Origin of the sequence: Poseidonibacter antarcticus, from assembly GCF_003667345.1 — a bacterium.
Classification (GTDB): Bacteria; Campylobacterota; Campylobacteria; order Campylobacterales; family Arcobacteraceae; genus Poseidonibacter; species Poseidonibacter antarcticus.
The window spans coordinates 127,085-143,567 of sequence record NZ_RCWF01000003.1 but is presented as its reverse complement, the minus strand read 5'-3'; the positions used below and the strand labels follow the sequence as shown (position 1 = coordinate 143,567).

Below are 16,483 nucleotides of genomic sequence, written 5' to 3'. Positions count from 1 at the left end.
TTCCTTTTAAATGTTAAAACACATATTATATATATTATTTTAACATTTAATACTTAATTAATTTAAGAAACATAACTTTTAAATTTTTTTGCTCCTAAAAGTAATACTACTCCAAATAAAACTATTACAGCTGTTAAGTATAATGCATAGTCATAGTTTCCAGTCCATTGAGTTAAACTTACTGCATAAAGAGGGGCTGTTACTTGCCCTATTCCATAAGCAGTTGTTAAAGCGCCCATTAACATAACTGGATTTTTCCCTGCAAGTTTTCCACCAAGATTCATAAACAATGCTACAAGTCCTGTAAATGTTCCTCCATATAATATTCCACAAAAAAGATTTAAGTACATATTTGTAGTCATAGTAGGTATTAAGATACCAACAATTTGAATAGACATTGCAATAATAATTACATTAACACTTCCATATTTATGTGCTAATTTCATCCAAATAATAGCAGCAGGAATTCCTGCAAGTCCTACAAGAAGCCAAGATAATCCAGCAACTGTTTCTAATCCTGGAATTGATTTTAAAATTGTAGGAAGAAAAGTACCTTGAATTACAAAACCAACACCTTCTGTAAAATATGCAGCGATTAAAATTACAACAAAAGGTGAAAATAAAGATTTGTTTATTGGATGTTTTTCATTATGTGCATTAATTTTTTTATCAAAAGATAATATATATAAAGGATAAAATGTCACAAGTGTACCAATAATCGTAAGAACAATCCATGAAGTTTGCCATGAAGAAATAGATAATACATATCTACTTATAATATCAGATAAGGCTAAAGCACCCCCAATTCCTGAAAAATATATTCCCATTGCTTTTGTTTTATCATTATAATTTAGTTTTGTCATAACAATAGCAGCACCAACGACTAATGCCATTGCAGCACCAAACCCAGCAATAATTCTACCAATTATCCATAATATTTCATTAGTTGTAATACCCATAATTAAAGTTGTCAAAATACAAAGGACTATTCCTATACGAAAATATTTAACTTTAGTATTTATATCTTTTATGAAAATTGCAAAAATTGATCCACCCAAATAACCAACATAATTTAAAGATGCCAATACTCCTGAAAAAGTTAAAGATAAAGTCTCATCTCCTAACATTGAAGGTAAAAGAGACGTATAAGAGAATCTTGCCACTCCAACACCAATAAAAAGCCCTATAATTCCTGCTAATAAAATATTAAAATTTTTATTTCTATCTAATAAATTTAAACTATTCATCTCTACCCTTTTTTATACTTATTTGTATATCATTTTGATAAGCTTTTGGTGTTAAAGCAAAAACTTTTTTAAAAACATTTGTTAAATGACTTTGATCATAAAAACCAACGTCAACAGCAGCTTGGGAAATATCAACACCATCGCTAATTAATTTTTTTGCTCTATGAACTCTTTTATTAACTATATACGCATTTGCCGATAAGCCAAAATCTTGATTACAAATTCTAATAATATGATAAGGACTTACATTTAATTTTTTTGCAATTTTTGACAAAGTTAATTTTGAAGATATATTTTCTTCAATATATTCTTTAAACTCTTTTGCAATTTTAGTAGTTTCATCAATTTTTAAAAATATCTTTTCTTCAATATATTTATTAAAGATATTTTTAAAAAAATTAAATACCTTTAACTCTTTTTCTATAACATCATTGTTATCTCGTAAAATATTAAATAATTCAAAAAATTCTTGATTTATATTCAAATCTTCTATTATATTAGGTAATGCAATTATGTCTTTTGAATTAAATATTTGATTTTGTAAGGTTTTATACCAATTTCTATCTATATAAATTACATAATAATCTTCATTTTTTTTATCACAAATAGAATAATGTACTTCATTTGGATTAATTACGATTAACTTATTTTTCTTTAAAATTAACTCTTTTTCATTTACAATATATTTTGCACTACCTTTTTTTAAAGCTAAAATACATATCATATTGTGATAATGTTTTTGTGAACATTCATAAAAAGTTGTACTATATTTTAATTCTATAAAAGGAAGTTCTTTTATTTTAAAAATTCTATTATTATTTTTCATCATTTGAGTATCTTACATAAATTAATATTTAAAAGTCTTGGAAAATATTGCTATTAGCATTATATAAAGAGAAAGAAAGATTTTAATCAAACTTTCACCTTTTATTTTGGATTATATATAAAAATTAGTGAAAAGAGTATAACTACTATTAATAGCATTAAACTAGCATAATAATTACTTTTAAATTATTCAACTTTTATTTAGTAATCTTTCGTTACCATTGCTAAACACTTATGGAGAACTTTTTGTATTCAAAAGAACTATCATCTATTAAAAAATCAAACCGTTTTAGAACTCGTGAAGTATTTGCTAAATCAATAATTGACTTAGCTTCAAATGACTATTTAGGATTATCTACAAATAAAGATATTTTTAAAAAAGCATATGAAAGAGTCCTTGAAGAACAATATACAAGTCCCAAAGCATCAATGTTAGTAAATGGTTATAATCAAATTCATAAAGATTTTGAAGATGCCTTATGTAAAGCTAATAACTTTGAAGCTGCAGTAACAGTTGGTTCTGGTTTTCTTGCTAATATTTCAATGATTGAAGCATTATGTAGAAAAAATGATACTTTATTTATTGATGAAGAATATCACGCTAGTGGAATACTTGCAACAAAACTTTTAAAACCTGAACAAGTTATTGTGTTTAATCATAATGATTATAATGATTTAGAAAATAAAATCCTAGAAAATAAAAGAACTGGAAGAAATATAGTAGCAATTGAAGGTGTTTATTCGATGGGTGGAGATTTGGCACCTAAAGAATTCTTTGATATTACTCAAAAATATAAAGCATTACTAATAGTAGATGAAGCTCATAGTAGCGGAGTTATTGGAGACAATTTACTTGGAATATTTGACTATTATAAAATAAAACCAACAAAATATCATATTAAGATGGGAACATTAGGAAAAGCCTATGGTTCTTACGGTGCGTATATTTTAGCATCTAACCAAATTGTAGACTTTTTAATAAATCGGGCTAAACCTATTATTTATTCAACGGCCCCATCATTGTTTGATATTGCACTTGGATTAGAATCTTTAAAGTTTATAAAAGAGAATAAGAAAGCCTTAAAAGAAAAGATAAATAAAAATTTAACTATCATAAGCAAATTATTAGATATAAAATCAAATAGTTTAATAATTCCTATAGATATAGGAGATAATAAAAGAGTAAAAGAAATACAAGCACTTTTACAAGAAAAATCTTATTTAGTTGGTGCAATTAGACAACCAACAGTTAAGAGTGCAATTATTAGACTTATTGCAAAAGTAGATATAAAAGAAGATGATTTAATAAAAGTATGTAAAATTTTGAAGGAATTAAAATGAAAATTATATTAATAAGTTTACTTACATTATCTGCAGTTTTTGCAGAAACTACTATAAATATGAAGAAATGTGAAGTATTAGAGATGTCACCATATACAAAACTATTTTCATGTCATAAAATTGACTATTTAGTTGAATATAAAATTGAAGTTGATTTAAGTGAAGCAGATAGTATCAATAAAATTACTATTATAACTCCTACATCTCAAAAAGTAATCAAAATAGGAAAATAAAATGATAATAAATGATTTAGTAAAAGGAAATAAGAAATTTAGAGAAGTTAGTTTTCCTAAATTTGAAGGTAATATTAAAGAATTAGTTGAAAATGGACAAAGACCTGATGTACTTTTTGTTGGTTGTAGCGATAGTAGAGTTACTCCTGATTTAATGCTTGATACAGAACCAGGTGATATGTTTATTTTAAGAAATGTTGGGAATTTTGTACCTCCATATACTCCTGATGAAGATTACCATGGTAGTTCAGCTGCTATTGAATATGCAGTTTCAGTATTAGGGGTTAAGCATATTATTATCTGTGGACATTCACATTGTGGTGCATGTAAAAGTTTATATCATGATGTTGGTGATTCACCTGATTTAATACACGTAAAAAAATGGCTAGAACTTGGGAAAAGAGCAAAAGAATATACTCTTTTAGCAATCCAAGATAAAAGTGATCAAGAAAAATTATATAGAGCAACAGAGCGAATTTCTGTAGTACATCAATTAGAAAATCTACTTACTTTTCCTGATGTTGAAAGAAAAATTAAAAATGGTGAATTACAAATCCATGGTTGGTATTATAGAATTGAAGATGGTACTATAGAATATTACGATGGTGAAGAATGTTCATTTATGCCACTAATAGAAGATATTAATGAAAAATAATGAAGTAAGAAAATTACCAAAAAAAACTATTATCATAATAATAGTTTTAATATTAGCAGGTTTCGCAGTATTTATGACACTTAAAACTTTAAAAGAAGAAAAAATTACTGAAATTTTAGTAACATTAGGTCATAAAGATATAAAAAATCTAGAGGTTATAAATAAATTAAAAGTTGAAGATAAAGAAACTAGATATAAAAGTAAAGTATATAAAGTTAGATTCTATGATAAAAATCTAAATAAAACGTGTATTGGATTTATCCATATGGATAGATATAATAAAAATAGTGAAGATCTTGATTGTAAATAGGAATAAAATGAGTATTATAGAAAAATTAGAAAACAACGAACGGCTAAGTTATGAAGATGCGATTAAACTCTATGATTTGGATTTATTTGTACTTGCAAAATATGCAAATAAAATTAGAGAACAAAAACATGGTAAAAAAACATATTTTAATATAAATAGACATATTAATCCAACAAATGTTTGTAAAGATGTATGTCAATTTTGTGCATATAGTGCAAGTAGAAAAAATCCATTACAATATACAATGACTCATGAAGAAATTCTTGAAGTTGTTAGAACTTCATTAAAAAATGACATTAAAGAAGTTCATATTGTATCAGCACATAATCCAAAGACAGGTTTACAATGGTATATGGATGTATTTAAAAAGATAAAAGAAAACTTTCCATCTATTCATGTAAAAGCATTAACAGCTGCTGAAATCCACTTTTTAAGTACTGAATATAATCTTTCTTATGATCAGTTAATCGCAATGATGATTGATCATGGAATTGATTCAATGCCAGGTGGCGGTGCTGAAATTTTTGATGAAAAAGTTCGTAAAAGAATATGTGGTGGAAAAGTTACTTCTGATCAATGGATACAAATTCATAGAACATGGCATAAAGCAGGAAAACAAAGTAATGCAACAATGCTTTTTGGACATATAGAAAGTAGAGATAATAGAATTGACCATATGATTAGATTAAGAGATTTACAAGATGAAACAGGTGGTTTTAATGCCTTTATTCCTCTTGTTTATCAAACTAAAAATAATTTCTTAAAAATTGATGCTCCTTTAACTGGTGTAGAAATTCTAAAAACTTATGCAATTGCTAGAATAGTTTTAGACAATATCCCTAATATAAAAGCTTATTGGGCTACATCAACTGTTAAATTAGCACTTATAGCTCAAGAATTTGGCTCAAATGATGTAGATGGTACTATTGAGAAAGAATCAATTCAAAGTGCGGCAGGAGCAACTAGTGCTAAAGGTGTTGCAGTAAAAGAATTTGTTGATTTAATTAAAAATACTGGTTTTATTCCAGTTGAGAGAGACTCTGTTTATAATGAACTAAAAACTTGGTAAAAGTTTTTAGTTTATCTTTTATTATTTAGATTGATTAAATACCAATTTAAATTCTATTTCTAAACCATTTATAGTTTTTATCATTCTTATTGGATACATTACATTTATAGAATAAAGTTCATTATTTAGCATTTCTATTGTTCTAAATAATTCAGTGGGAGTTTTTACTAACATATTAATAGAATAATAAAACTTTGTAATATCTTCATTTCTACTTGAATTAAATTTAATAATAGTATTTTCAGGAAATAATATTTTTAACTGTTCACTAACTCTACTTATAGGCATAAATTCATCTGTTATATATTTATCAGTATATGTTTTATAAACTACACCCTCTAAATTTAAAGCATTTGAAGCAATTATTTTGGCATCAAGCATATTCTTTTTATCTTTGTTTTTATCTTCTATTTCAATATCTACTTGATTATAAATATCTTTTAATGCAGGCTCAACAGATTTAATAAAACTATCATCATTTAATAATGTAGCATTAAACTCTAAAGAATCCTTAGTAAGTTTAAAATCTTTTAAGACAATATCATAAGGTATTCTATCAAAAATAGATTTTATTTGTTTTTCAATTCTATCATTTAGATTTACATGATCTGGTAAGTCAATGAATTTATTTAAAAGGGGTGTAGTTGATTCTTTTGTTTCATTTATATTATTAAATAATTTATAAATAGTAAGAAATGCTAATAAAAAAAATATTGCAATAAATATATTATTAAAATTAGTTTTTTTAGCTTTTTTTCTAGGTTTAATAAAACTCTTTTTCAAATGTTTATCTTTTGTTAATGCAAAAATTTCTTCATCAATATTAACAGGGTGATAATCAATAGCTAAAAGTAATTCATCACTTAATTGTGTAATCAATTCATTTGATAATTGTTTTAAAGCATATAAAATTACAATTTTTTCAATAAATACATCTTTTGATTCTTCATAAAAATCATCAAGTGTATCATGTATTATTTCATTTAATTCTAAATAATAAATTTCATCAAAAAGTTTCTGACCTGCAATATCATCTTCATAAAAATGAGTTTTCTTTATAGATTCAAAAGTAGGTAAATCAGCAGTTTTATTAAATACAATTGAACCATTATTACCTAAAATTAATATAAATGCTTTATTATTAAATAGAAAAATTAGTAATTGATTTTTACAAATATTTTGCTCTAGGTGTAAATTTAAAATATGAAAAGCTGAATATATATAATCCACACCAGTTTTTTCAAAGTAATTTTTAGTTTCAAATAAAGTCGTTTTTAAAACAGCAATATCAAATTCATTGTTAAATTCTGATATTTCACAATCTTTTAACTTAGAAGATATGGATTTAGGAACAAGTCTTGTTGTATCACTTATAAGAAGTGTTGAGATATATGTATTTGTTATCTCTTTTTGCGAAGCATTTAATTTATGAGCAATATCAAAAGAAAGAATATCATCATTAACTAAAAATACTGAATTATTTGCTTCAATAATTTGATTATTGCTTAATTTCTTGTAGTCAAGCTTTAATTGTGTATCATATTTAATAGCATTGATGTATAAAAATTCTTTATTAAACATATACTTCCTACTTTAAATTTTTTAAGACATTGCGTGAATCATCATTTTATTTCTGATAAACTCTTTAGCCTCTTCAAACTCTAAACCTTCAATACTATAAGGTTCTGATAAATAAAAATCTATTTTTCCAAAAGGTTTTGGTAAAACAAATTTATCCCAAGATTTAAATTGCCAATATTTACTTGGCTTCGAATTTAAAACAATTATTCTAGCATTGCTTTTTTGTGCAATTGCAATAATACCATTAGCAACTGAAAATCTAGGACCTCGTGGACCATCAGGAGTAAGTGCAACATCACAACCATTTCTTATTTCTTTAATTGTACTAATTAAAGCTTTAGCAGCACCTTTAGAAGATGAACCTCTAATTAATCCCGTACCTAAAAGAGAATATATTTTTGCAATTATTTCACCATCTTTATTATGACTAATCATTGCTTTTACATTTCCATTTGGTCTGAATTTAAAATAATTTGTAGGTTGGGCTAATAAATCTCCATGCCATGCAACAAATATGAAAGCTTCGTCATCTTTAATTATTGGATGATGAAATACTTTTTTATTTGTTGCATAAATGAACTTTACTAAAAAGTATAAGATGTAAGGTAAAATATTTATTTTAAAATATTTTTTCATTACTCTATAATTTCACCTTTTAATGAAGTCCTAGTATTAGATATAATTTTTACATTTACAAATTTACCAAGAAGTTCATCACTTCCTTTTGCAAATACTTGTAAATAATTATCTGTAAATCCACAAACTTCACCATTAGGTTTTAAGCTTTCAACTAATACATTTAAAGTTTCTCCAACATATGTTGGCATAATAGCCTCTAAATGTCTTTTATGAACTTCTATTAAATTAGTTAATCTAGAACTTCCAATTTCATCTGGAACTGCTTTATCTTCCATATTTAAAGCTTCTGTCCCAGGTCTTGGAGAATATTTAAAGTTAAAAATTTGATCAAATTTTATTTTATTTACAACATCTAAAGTATCTTCATAATCTTCATCACTCTCTCCTGGGAAAGCAACAATAATATCTGTTGTAATTCTTAAATCAGGAACTAAATCTCTTAATTTACTTGCTCTATTTATAAACCATTCTTTTGTATATCCACGTTTCATTGCTTTTAGTATTTCAGTAGAACCACTTTGTAATGGCATATGAATACATCTTGATATTTTTTTATTTCTTGCAAATTCTTCAATAAAATCATCATCCATATGTAGAGGATGAGGAGATGTAAATCTAATTCGTTCTAGTCCATCAATTTTTGAAACTTCTTGTAAAAGTTTAGTGAATGTAGATTTTTCCCTACCATCGCTAAATCTTCTTCCATAAGAGTTTACATTTTGTCCTAGAAGCATAACTTCAACAGCACCCATATCAACTGATTTTTGAACTTGGTCAACAATCATTTCAACAGGTATTGAAATTTCTTCACCACGAGTGCTTGGAACAATACAGTAAGTACATTTTTTATCACAACCAATTGAAATATTTACACTTGCTCTATATTTATTTGTTTTTGCAGTTGCAAATTCGTATGTTGATTCATCATGATCGATACTGATTTCAACAGAACCTTTAATATCAACAACATCTTTAATTTTGGAAATATTTCTTGCACCTACAACAAAATCAACATATGGTGCTCTTTTTATAATATCTCTACCTAAATGTGATGCGGTACAACCACAAACACCAATCTTAGCACCATCTTTTTTCTTTTTATTAAACTGACCAATTTCCGAAAATAGCTTCTGTACAGGCTTTTCTCTTACAGAACATGTATTAATGATAATTAAATCAGCATCTTCCATTATATTAGTTTGAGAGTAATCTTTATGTTTTTCTAACTCAGCTGCGATATGTTGACTATCTGTGTCATTCATTTGACAACCAAGTGTTTGAATAAATAATTTTTTATTTGAACTCATAGCTTTTATCACCTTTTAAAGTGCATGAACCTCATACATATACTCATCATCAGCTAATCCATATTTTACTTCTCTAAAATATACGTTTACGCCTTCATTTTCTAAAGCATCAACCAATGCCATCATATCTTTATGTGAGTTATCTCTATCAAAATAGAATATTTTCTCACCATCTTTTTTTAAATCTTCTTTAATTTTATCTAGTTGCACTTTTTTAGGTTTTTCACTTAATTCAGTTCTTGCAAATAATAATTCCATATATTAAGCCTTTTATTTTTAATTAGCTAATTATTTTATCTTAAATTTACTTTAATTTTTATAAAAGGAGATTTAGATATAATATCTGTCTACACTACATTGGAAATCAAAACATTACATTTCAATGTCAACAAATAAAAAGTTAACAGAAGGTTATTAATGGACAAAATTATAGATATTTTAGACTCAATTGCATATGAAAAAGGTCTAAAAATTGAAGATGTTGAAAATGCACTCAGAGAAGCATTAATCAAAACAGCAGAGAAGATGGTAGATGAAACATTAAGATTCGATGCAAATATAGATAGAGAAAATAAGAAATTACACTTATCACAAAAAATCGAAGTATTAGCAGTTGGTGATGAAAAACTAACTGGTGAAGTTGAAGATGAGTATGGAAAAGAAATTAATGCAGAAAATTTTATTGATTTAGATGAAGCAAAAGAAATTGATGCGGATTTAGAAATCGGTGATTTTATTGATTATGATTTAGAATTTGAAAATATGGGAAGAAATGCAGCAACTATTTTACATAGTAATTTTGAATATAGAATACAAAGATTTATAGAAGAAAATCTACTTGGAAAATACAAAGATAAAATAGGAAAAGTTGTATCTGGTGTTGTTACAAGAGTGGATAGACAAGAAAACACTTATATCGAAATTGGTGAAGTAAAAGGTATGCTTCAAAGAAAAAGTAGAATCAAAGGTGAAACTTTTAAAGTTGGAGATACAGTAAAAGCTGTTGTAAGAGGAGTTAATATTGATAAAACTAATGGTTTAATTATTGATATTTCAAGAACTTCTCCAAAATTCTTAGAGTGTTTATTAGCACTTGAAGTTCCTGAACTTAAAGATGAAAAAGTTCATATTGAAGCTAGTGCTAGAATCCCTGGGTCTAGAGCTAAAATTGCATTAACTAGTATTGACCCACAAATTGATCCAATTGGTTCAGTAGTTGGTGTAAAAGGTGTAAGAATTTCAGCTGTTTCTTTCCAATTAAGTGGAGAAAATATTGATTGTGTTGAATATTCAGCAATTCCTGAAATGTTTATTTCGCGAGCCCTTTCACCTGCAATTATTTCATCTGTTAAAATTGAAAAAGCACCTGGATTTAATGAAAAAGGTAAAGCAATTGTTACAATACCAAGTGATCAAAAATCAAAAGCAATTGGTAAATCTGGTTTAAATATTAGATTAGCTTCTATGCTTACAAAATATGAAATTGAATTAGTTGAAATTGAAGGTTCAACTCCTACTGATGAAGGTAAAAATAAAAGAAACGAAGAAAAAACAACTGATACATCATCATTAGAAGCGTTATTTAAATAAGATGAAAAAGATATATATTTATGATTCAGTAAAAAAAGAAAAAGTTGAATTTCAGTCAATAGAAGATAAAAAAGCAAAGATTTACGTATGTGGACCAACAGTTTATGATGATTCACATTTAGGTCATGCAAGATCAGCTATTGCCTTTGATTTACTTCATAGAGTTTTAAAAATAAATGGCTATGAAGTAACAATGACAAAAAATTTTACAGATATAGATGATAAAATCATAAAAAAGATGTATCAAACATCTAGAACCTTAGAAGATATTACAAGTGAATATATTAATGCCTATAAAGCTGATATGAGAGCCTTAAACGTTCTAGATAATACACTAGAACCAAAAGCTACACAAAACTTAGAAGTTATGAAAGAGATGATTAATAACCTAATCTCAAAAAACATAGCTTATGTAATTTCAAATGGTGTTTACTTTGATACATCAAAAGACTCAACTTATGGATGTATTTCTCATCGTGCAAGTGATGAGAATTCACAAGCAAGAGTTGAAATTAATACTGAAAAAAGAAACTCTTCTGATTTTGCACTATGGAAATTTGCTAAAGATGAAGATGTAGTTTTTGAAGCAAGTTTTGGAAATGGACGTCCTGGTTGGCATATTGAGTGTTCAGCTATGATTGAAAAACATCTTGCATATAAAAATACACCTTATCAAATAGATATTCACGGTGGTGGGGCTGATTTACTTTTCCCTCATCATGAAAATGAAGCAGCCCAAACAAGATGTTCATCAAATCAAGAAATAGCAAAATACTGGATGCACAATGGTTTTGTTAATATTGATGGTGAAAAAATGAGTAAATCACTTGGTAATTCATTTTTCTTAAAAGATGTACTTAAATCTTATAGTGGAGAAGTTATTAGATTTTATTTATTAACAGCACATTATAGAACTGATTTTAACTTTAATGAAGAAGATTTACTTTCATCAAAAAAGCGACTAGATAAACTGTATAGAGTTAAAAAAAGAGTTTATGGAGTAGCTTTAAGTGAGGTAAATAAAGAGTTCAAAGATAAAATAATTGATGCTTTAAATGATGATATAAATACATCAAAAGCAATATCTTTTATTGATGAAATGATTTCATCTGCAAATGATAAACTTGATATTAATCCAAAAGATAAAGCATTAAAAAAAGAACTTGTTGCAAATATAGAATTTATTTCAGAAGTTCTTGGAATTGGAAATAACGATGCTTATTCATATTTTCAATTTGGAATATCAAATGAAGAAAAAACTGAAATAGAAGAACTAATAGAAAAGAGAACAGAAGCAAAAAAAGCAAAAGATTTTGATACTGCTGATAAAGTAAGAGATGAAATATCTAACTTAGGTATTTCTCTTATGGATACACCAGCAGGTGTTGTTTGGGAAAAGGTTTAGAATATTCTAAACCTTTTTTGATTAAATATAGTTTATTCAGACATAAAAAAAGGGAAGATGCATATGCATCTTCCCTTTTTTTTAAACTTTAACTAGATACTATCTAGAAAAAGCTGGATCTGTAATATTTTTAGTATTAACAATATATGGAACTAATGCCATATGTCTTGCTCTTTTAATTGCTTTTTCTACCATTTCTTGAGAATTTTTAGAGTTTCCTGTAAGTCTTCTAGGCATAATTTTACCTCTTTCACTCATAGAAATCTTTAATAAATCAGAATTTTTATAATCAATGAAATCAATTTTCATTTCAGTATATTTACAATATTTTTTTCCGTACTTTCTTCTTTCAGCCATGTCGTTTTCCTTTATATGTTAAAACGGTATTTCGTCTTCATCTATATCTATTTCAGGTATTTTTTGCTCAGGCATAGTTGATGCTTGATTATTACCACCATAGTTGTTTTGAGAACCTTGAGTATTCTGAGTATTAGATGTATTATTATATTGATTTTGTGCTGGCTGATTATACGATCCTTGAGGATTATAACCTTGGTTACCACCAGCATTATTATTCATTGAATCACTTTTTGAATCTAACATTTTCATAGTTTCAACTCTTAAAGAGTGTCTATTTCTATTAGTTCCATCTTGAGCAGTCCATTGTTCAAATACAAGTCTACCTTCTAATAAAACTTTAGAACCTTTTCGTAAGTATTGATTAGCAACTTCAGCAGATCTTCCAAACATATTAAAATCCAAGAAACAAACTTCGTCTTTTTGTTCTCCAGATGCAGATTTAAACTTGTATGATGTTGCAATAGCAGATTTTGCAATTGCTGCACCAGATGGTAAATATCTTAATTCAATATCTCTTGTTAAATTCCCTACCATAATTACTTTATTATACATACTTAAGTCCTTAGTTTAATTTACTTAGCAGCTTTAGCAGCAGTTTTTGCAGCAGCAGCGTCACTCATTTTAGTCCAAGCAGCAATCTCTTTTTTACTTTCATATTTAATAAAAATGAATCTCATGATATTTTCATTGATTCTGTAATTTCTTTCGATTTCTGCAATTCCAGCTGGTTCACCTTTGAAATATGCAACAAAGTAGTAACCTCTTTTGTTTTTTTCAATTTCGTAAGCTAATTGTTGAGAACCCATGTTATCATATGCAATGATTTCTCCACCATTCTTTTCAATTGTAGCTTTTACACTATCAATTTGTGCTACTGTTTCTTCTTCTGTTAAAGTAGGTTTAACAATAAACATTGTTTCGTAATGTTTTAATTTAGACATCTAATTTTCTCCTTATAGATCATGCCAGTATTCTAGTTTTCACTAATATCAGCAAGGGTACTTTTTTTATAAAGTCACGGATTTTACCCAAATAAAACTGTAAACTTTCTTAGGCTTGCTTGTAAATATAAATTTGATTTATCTATTTTTGAACTTTTTAGTTCTAATTCAATATTTAATAAAAATTCTAGCATCTTTTGAAATTTTTCAGGTTTTATATTTATTGCTAGTTTAGACTTTTTTTCCCAAATTTTTTTTGGAGGATTAAATCCTAATATTTCTTTTGGATTAGGTGCTCCAATTGCTCTTGTATATGATGAAATCATAAAAAGTTGTTGAATAAAAGATGTTACTTGATTTATTAGAAAAATCTCATTTACACCCTCTTCTAATAATAAATTTATATCTTCACTTATATCTTTTCCATTTAGTAAATCATGTAAAAAATCTTCAAATGATACAATTCCAATACCAAAACAATGTGTATTTATTATATTTTGGTTTATTTTTTCATCTAATATTGCTAACTTTGATAAATCGTTTATACATAAAGACAAATCATTTTTATGCATAAAATATAAATGATTTAATGCGGACAACTCATAATTAATATTTAGTTTTTTTGCTTCATTTTCAATAAGTCTAACTGCTTCATTATCATTTGGAGCAAACATCCGTACAACCACGGAATTTGTTTTAGGTGAAAAACTTTTTTCCATCGTTTTAAAATCACTATCTCCAATACATGAAAAAATTACTGTACTATCCATATTAGTATTACAAGCTTCTACTAATGTATCAACTTCTTTTTTAGGAAGTTTTTTTTCACATTTTATTAATAAAATATTATTAGACGAGAATAGTGAAGATTGAAGCAACTTATCTTTTGCATATTTAAAATTATATTCATCAAAATATAGTTTTTCAATCTCATCTTTATTACCTAAAGAATTTGCAACAATATTCGTATAATAATCAACTAAATAAGTTGATTGTCCATAAAACATATATGCATTAAATTTTTTATTTTGTCTTAAATGATTATCAAATTCGTTTCTATACATTGTCTATATTATTTCCTAATTTAATATTTAATACTTGCTATGATTTCTTTAGTCATAAGATCTACACTTTTAATCTTCACTTTTAATTTAGTGAATAACTTTTGACCTTTAATATTATCAATAGTAACTTTTAAACCAGAAATACTATCATAAGAAACTGCTCTATTCCTATCTGTATCTACTATTTTAACTTTTATATCACTTCCAATATTATCATTTGCCCATCTTGCATATTTTCTATCTTCATAATCCCAAACAAGTTGTGCAACTTTTCTTTCATTTAAAGAAATATGACTACATATATCATCAATATTTTCAGGTGTTTGTTTTGATTTTAATATTCTATGTAAAATTAAATCTGAATACCTTCTAATTGGCGAGGTAAAATGAGAATAAGAAGAGAATCCTAAACCAAAGTGACCTAAATTTTTTGAGCTATATTTTGCTTGAGTTTGTGATTGAATAATTAATTCATCAATTTCTTCACTCATCATTACATCACTAGCTTTTTTTTGAATATGTGTAATTGTATCGTGTACATCATTTTGTACTTTTACTTTTACACCTAAAATATTTACATCATCTACTAATCTTGAAATAGCTTTTAAAGACGGCTCTTCATGAATTCTATATATTCCTACATTATTTACTTTTTTACTAGCTTCAATATTTGCTAAAAGCATACACTCTTCTACTAGTTGATGAGAAGCAGTTGATTTTTCACTCTCAACAGATACAACTTTAAAGTTTTTAAGTTTTAATCTTAACTCAGTTGTTCTAAAATCATAACCTTTTTCTAATCTTTTAGCTCTAAAACTTTTCGTGATTTCATATAAAGGAATAAGATAATCAAATATTGTTTTATCTGTATCTCCATATTGATCTAGTTTTCCATCTAAAACTCTATCAATTCTTCCATAAGAGTATTTTCTATGTGATTTTATAATAGCTTCAAAAAGTTGTGATTTTTTCGCACATTTATTTTTTAAATCTAACTCTATTTTAAACACATAAGAATATCTTTCAACACCTTCTTTTAAAGAACACATATCTTCACTTAGTTCATTTGGAAGCATTGGCAAAACTTTTCCAGGTAAATAAATAGAAGTTGATTTTAAAAATGCAATTTTATCTAAAGCACTTCCCTCTTTTACAAAATATGAAACATCAGCAATTGCAACATATAAAACCTTTTCATCTTTATCATAATAAATAGCATCATCATGATCTTTTGCAGAGTTTGGATCAATTGTACAAAAAGGCAAATGAGTTAAATCAACTCTTTGCTTTTCATCATCCATTTTTGCTTTCACTTCAATTGGTTTTTCTAATCTAATTACTTCATTATAAAGATGTAATGATATTAATTCATCAACTTTAGCATCTTTAACATTTCCTAAATTTTTAATTAAATCAAAAGATTTGTTATCAACTAAAAGTACTTCGCCATCTTCGTATTTAAAAGCACCTTTATTTTCTAATTTGATATTTTCTTTTACTGTATAAAAAGATTTCTCTTTTATATAAACTAAAATATCATTTCTTTTACCATCTAAAACTTCAACGATTTTTGCTTTAATTCTAGATCTTGGATTAAAAATTCTTTTTGCTAATACCAAATCACCATTATAAGCACCATTTAAATTGTCAAATTCTATTTTGATATTTTTATGCTCACTTAATAAGTCTTCAAGTATTACTAGGTTTTTACCTACATTTACAATTGCGACTTTATATTTTGAATTAAGTTCATAGTTATTGTCATCTAATTTAACTATAATATCTTTTTTAATAAATTTTTCTATTTCAATTAATTCACTTTTAGTATAAGTATTATCTTGTTTTTGTATTTTTGTAAAAAGCTCTTTTAGCAATTTTATTCCTTCTGTATATATAGTGTAATCCTATCTAAAATA

The 16,483-nt window shown here is 26.3% G+C and carries 18 protein-coding genes; 7 read left to right on the top strand and 11 right to left on the bottom strand.

Annotated features, from left to right (window positions below; all coding sequences use genetic code 11):
• Positions 1-62: 62 nt before the first annotated feature.
• Positions 63-1,247, bottom strand: coding sequence for a YbfB/YjiJ family MFS transporter (locus tag D9T19_RS05665; RefSeq protein WP_121627255.1), 1,185 nt, complete (start codon positions 1,245-1,247; stop codon positions 63-65).
• Positions 1,240-2,076 (bottom strand): AraC family transcriptional regulator, encoded by an 837-nt coding sequence (locus D9T19_RS05660; protein WP_121627254.1) that lies wholly within the window; start codon positions 2,074-2,076, stop codon positions 1,240-1,242. The genes D9T19_RS05665 and D9T19_RS05660 overlap by 8 nt, the downstream gene beginning before the upstream one ends.
• A gap of 242 nt (positions 2,077-2,318) precedes the next feature.
• Between D9T19_RS05660 and D9T19_RS05655 the strand changes: the two genes are divergently transcribed.
• From D9T19_RS05655 to mqnE, 5 genes are read left to right on the top strand one after another with little or no spacing between them, the layout of a single operon-like run.
• On the top strand, positions 2,319-3,413 hold the full coding sequence (locus tag D9T19_RS05655; RefSeq protein WP_205588691.1) for an aminotransferase class I/II-fold pyridoxal phosphate-dependent enzyme: 1,095 nt from the start codon (positions 2,319-2,321) through the stop codon (positions 3,411-3,413).
• Positions 3,410-3,646 carry a hypothetical protein gene (locus D9T19_RS05650; protein WP_121627252.1) on the top strand — a complete coding sequence of 79 codons (237 nt, stop codon included), beginning with the start codon at positions 3,410-3,412 and terminating at the stop codon, positions 3,644-3,646. Before D9T19_RS05655 ends, D9T19_RS05650 begins: the two co-directional genes overlap by 4 nt.
• Position 3,647: 1 nt before the next feature.
• Positions 3,648-4,301 carry a carbonic anhydrase gene (locus tag D9T19_RS05645; protein ID WP_121627251.1) on the top strand — a complete coding sequence of 218 codons (654 nt, stop codon included), beginning with the start codon at positions 3,648-3,650 and terminating at the stop codon, positions 4,299-4,301.
• Positions 4,291-4,611: a hypothetical protein gene (locus tag D9T19_RS05640; protein ID WP_121627250.1), complete on the top strand. Its 321-nt coding sequence runs from the start codon at positions 4,291-4,293 to the stop codon at positions 4,609-4,611. Before D9T19_RS05645 ends, D9T19_RS05640 begins: the two co-directional genes overlap by 11 nt.
• Before the next feature lie 7 nt (positions 4,612-4,618).
• Entirely contained in the window at positions 4,619-5,680 is a 1,062-nt protein-coding gene (mqnE, locus tag D9T19_RS05635; protein WP_121627249.1) for an aminofutalosine synthase MqnE, read from the top strand.
• A gap of 21 nt (positions 5,681-5,701) precedes the next feature.
• Here the strand turns inward: mqnE and D9T19_RS05630 are convergent, their stop codons facing one another.
• From D9T19_RS05630 to D9T19_RS05615, 4 genes are read right to left on the bottom strand one after another with little or no spacing between them, the layout of a single operon-like run.
• Positions 5,702-7,261 (bottom strand): DUF8569 domain-containing protein, encoded by a 1,560-nt coding sequence (locus D9T19_RS05630; RefSeq protein WP_121627248.1) that lies wholly within the window; start codon positions 7,259-7,261, stop codon positions 5,702-5,704.
• 21 nt (positions 7,262-7,282) lie between these two features.
• Positions 7,283-7,897 carry a lysophospholipid acyltransferase family protein gene (locus D9T19_RS05625; RefSeq protein ID WP_121627247.1) on the bottom strand — a complete coding sequence of 205 codons (615 nt, stop codon included), beginning with the start codon at positions 7,895-7,897 and terminating at the stop codon, positions 7,283-7,285.
• On the bottom strand, positions 7,897-9,207 hold the full coding sequence (gene miaB, locus D9T19_RS05620; RefSeq protein ID WP_121627246.1) for a tRNA (N6-isopentenyl adenosine(37)-C2)-methylthiotransferase MiaB: 1,311 nt from the start codon (positions 9,205-9,207) through the stop codon (positions 7,897-7,899). Before miaB ends, D9T19_RS05625 begins: the two co-directional genes overlap by 1 nt.
• Positions 9,208-9,222: 15 nt before the next feature.
• Positions 9,223-9,465 carry an HP0268 family nuclease gene (locus tag D9T19_RS05615; protein ID WP_121627245.1) on the bottom strand — a complete coding sequence of 81 codons (243 nt, stop codon included), beginning with the start codon at positions 9,463-9,465 and terminating at the stop codon, positions 9,223-9,225.
• A 159-nt stretch (positions 9,466-9,624) separates the two neighbouring features.
• Here D9T19_RS05615 and nusA point away from each other — a divergent pair, with 159 nt between their 5' ends.
• Positions 9,625-10,797, top strand: a complete 1,173-nt coding sequence (nusA, locus tag D9T19_RS05610; RefSeq protein ID WP_121627244.1) for a transcription termination factor NusA — start codon at positions 9,625-9,627, stop codon at positions 10,795-10,797.
• Position 10,798: 1 nt separating this feature from the next.
• Entirely contained in the window at positions 10,799-12,202 is a 1,404-nt protein-coding gene (gene cysS, locus D9T19_RS05605) for a cysteine--tRNA ligase (RefSeq protein ID WP_121627243.1), read from the top strand.
• Between the two features lie 99 nt (positions 12,203-12,301).
• On the opposite strand, the gene rpsR is transcribed toward cysS, so the two are convergent.
• The 5 genes from rpsR to D9T19_RS05580 all read right to left on the bottom strand — a co-directional run bounded on the left by rpsR (position 12,302) and on the right by D9T19_RS05580 (position 16,441).
• The gene (rpsR, locus tag D9T19_RS05600; protein ID WP_121627242.1) at positions 12,302-12,559 is read right to left on the bottom strand and encodes a 30S ribosomal protein S18; all 258 of its coding nucleotides are present in this window, start codon (positions 12,557-12,559) and stop codon (positions 12,302-12,304) included.
• 18 nt (positions 12,560-12,577) lie between these two features.
• Complete coding sequence (locus tag D9T19_RS05595; protein ID WP_121627241.1) at positions 12,578-13,114, bottom strand: single-stranded DNA-binding protein; 537 nt, start codon at positions 13,112-13,114, stop codon at positions 12,578-12,580.
• Between the two features lie 20 nt (positions 13,115-13,134).
• Positions 13,135-13,503, bottom strand: coding sequence for a 30S ribosomal protein S6 (gene rpsF, locus D9T19_RS05590; RefSeq protein ID WP_121627240.1), 369 nt, complete (start codon positions 13,501-13,503; stop codon positions 13,135-13,137).
• A gap of 83 nt (positions 13,504-13,586) precedes the next feature.
• Positions 13,587-14,567 (bottom strand): DNA polymerase III subunit delta, encoded by a 981-nt coding sequence (gene holA, locus D9T19_RS05585; protein WP_121627239.1) that lies wholly within the window; start codon positions 14,565-14,567, stop codon positions 13,587-13,589.
• A 20-nt stretch (positions 14,568-14,587) separates the two neighbouring features.
• Entirely contained in the window at positions 14,588-16,441 is a 1,854-nt protein-coding gene (locus tag D9T19_RS05580) for an RNB domain-containing ribonuclease (protein WP_121627238.1), read from the bottom strand.
• Positions 16,442-16,483 lie beyond the last annotated feature (42 nt).

What these genes read in the sequence shown, in the direction of transcription:
- cysS (WP_121627243.1), top strand. Translation starts at nt 10,799, where the DNA reads ATGAAAAAGATATATATTTATGATTCAGTAAAAAAAGAAAAAGTTGAA.
- nusA (WP_121627244.1), top strand. Translation starts at nt 9,625, where the DNA reads ATGGACAAAATTATAGATATTTTAGACTCAATTGCATATGAAAAAGGT.
- D9T19_RS05625 (WP_121627247.1), bottom strand. Translation starts at nt 7,897, where the DNA reads ATGAAAAAATATTTTAAAATAAATATTTTACCTTACATCTTATACTTT.
- D9T19_RS05645 (WP_121627251.1), top strand. Translation starts at nt 3,648, where the DNA reads ATGATAATAAATGATTTAGTAAAAGGAAATAAGAAATTTAGAGAAGTT.
- D9T19_RS05660 (WP_121627254.1), bottom strand. Translation starts at nt 2,076, where the DNA reads ATGATGAAAAATAATAATAGAATTTTTAAAATAAAAGAACTTCCTTTT.
- D9T19_RS05595 (WP_121627241.1), bottom strand. Translation starts at nt 13,114, where the DNA reads ATGTATAATAAAGTAATTATGGTAGGGAATTTAACAAGAGATATTGAA.
- D9T19_RS05630 (WP_121627248.1), bottom strand. Translation starts at nt 7,261, where the DNA reads ATGTTTAATAAAGAATTTTTATACATCAATGCTATTAAATATGATACA.
- mqnE (WP_121627249.1), top strand. Translation starts at nt 4,619, where the DNA reads ATGAGTATTATAGAAAAATTAGAAAACAACGAACGGCTAAGTTATGAA.
- rpsF (WP_121627240.1), bottom strand. Translation starts at nt 13,503, where the DNA reads ATGTCTAAATTAAAACATTACGAAACAATGTTTATTGTTAAACCTACT.
- miaB (WP_121627246.1), bottom strand. Translation starts at nt 9,207, where the DNA reads ATGAGTTCAAATAAAAAATTATTTATTCAAACACTTGGTTGTCAAATG.
- D9T19_RS05615 (WP_121627245.1), bottom strand. Translation starts at nt 9,465, where the DNA reads ATGGAATTATTATTTGCAAGAACTGAATTAAGTGAAAAACCTAAAAAA.
- holA (WP_121627239.1), bottom strand. Translation starts at nt 14,567, where the DNA reads ATGTATAGAAACGAATTTGATAATCATTTAAGACAAAATAAAAAATTT.
- D9T19_RS05650 (WP_121627252.1), top strand. Translation starts at nt 3,410, where the DNA reads ATGAAAATTATATTAATAAGTTTACTTACATTATCTGCAGTTTTTGCA.
- D9T19_RS05665 (WP_121627255.1), bottom strand. Translation starts at nt 1,247, where the DNA reads ATGAATAGTTTAAATTTATTAGATAGAAATAAAAATTTTAATATTTTA.
- rpsR (WP_121627242.1), bottom strand. Translation starts at nt 12,559, where the DNA reads ATGGCTGAAAGAAGAAAGTACGGAAAAAAATATTGTAAATATACTGAA.
- D9T19_RS05640 (WP_121627250.1), top strand. Translation starts at nt 4,291, where the DNA reads ATGAAAAATAATGAAGTAAGAAAATTACCAAAAAAAACTATTATCATA.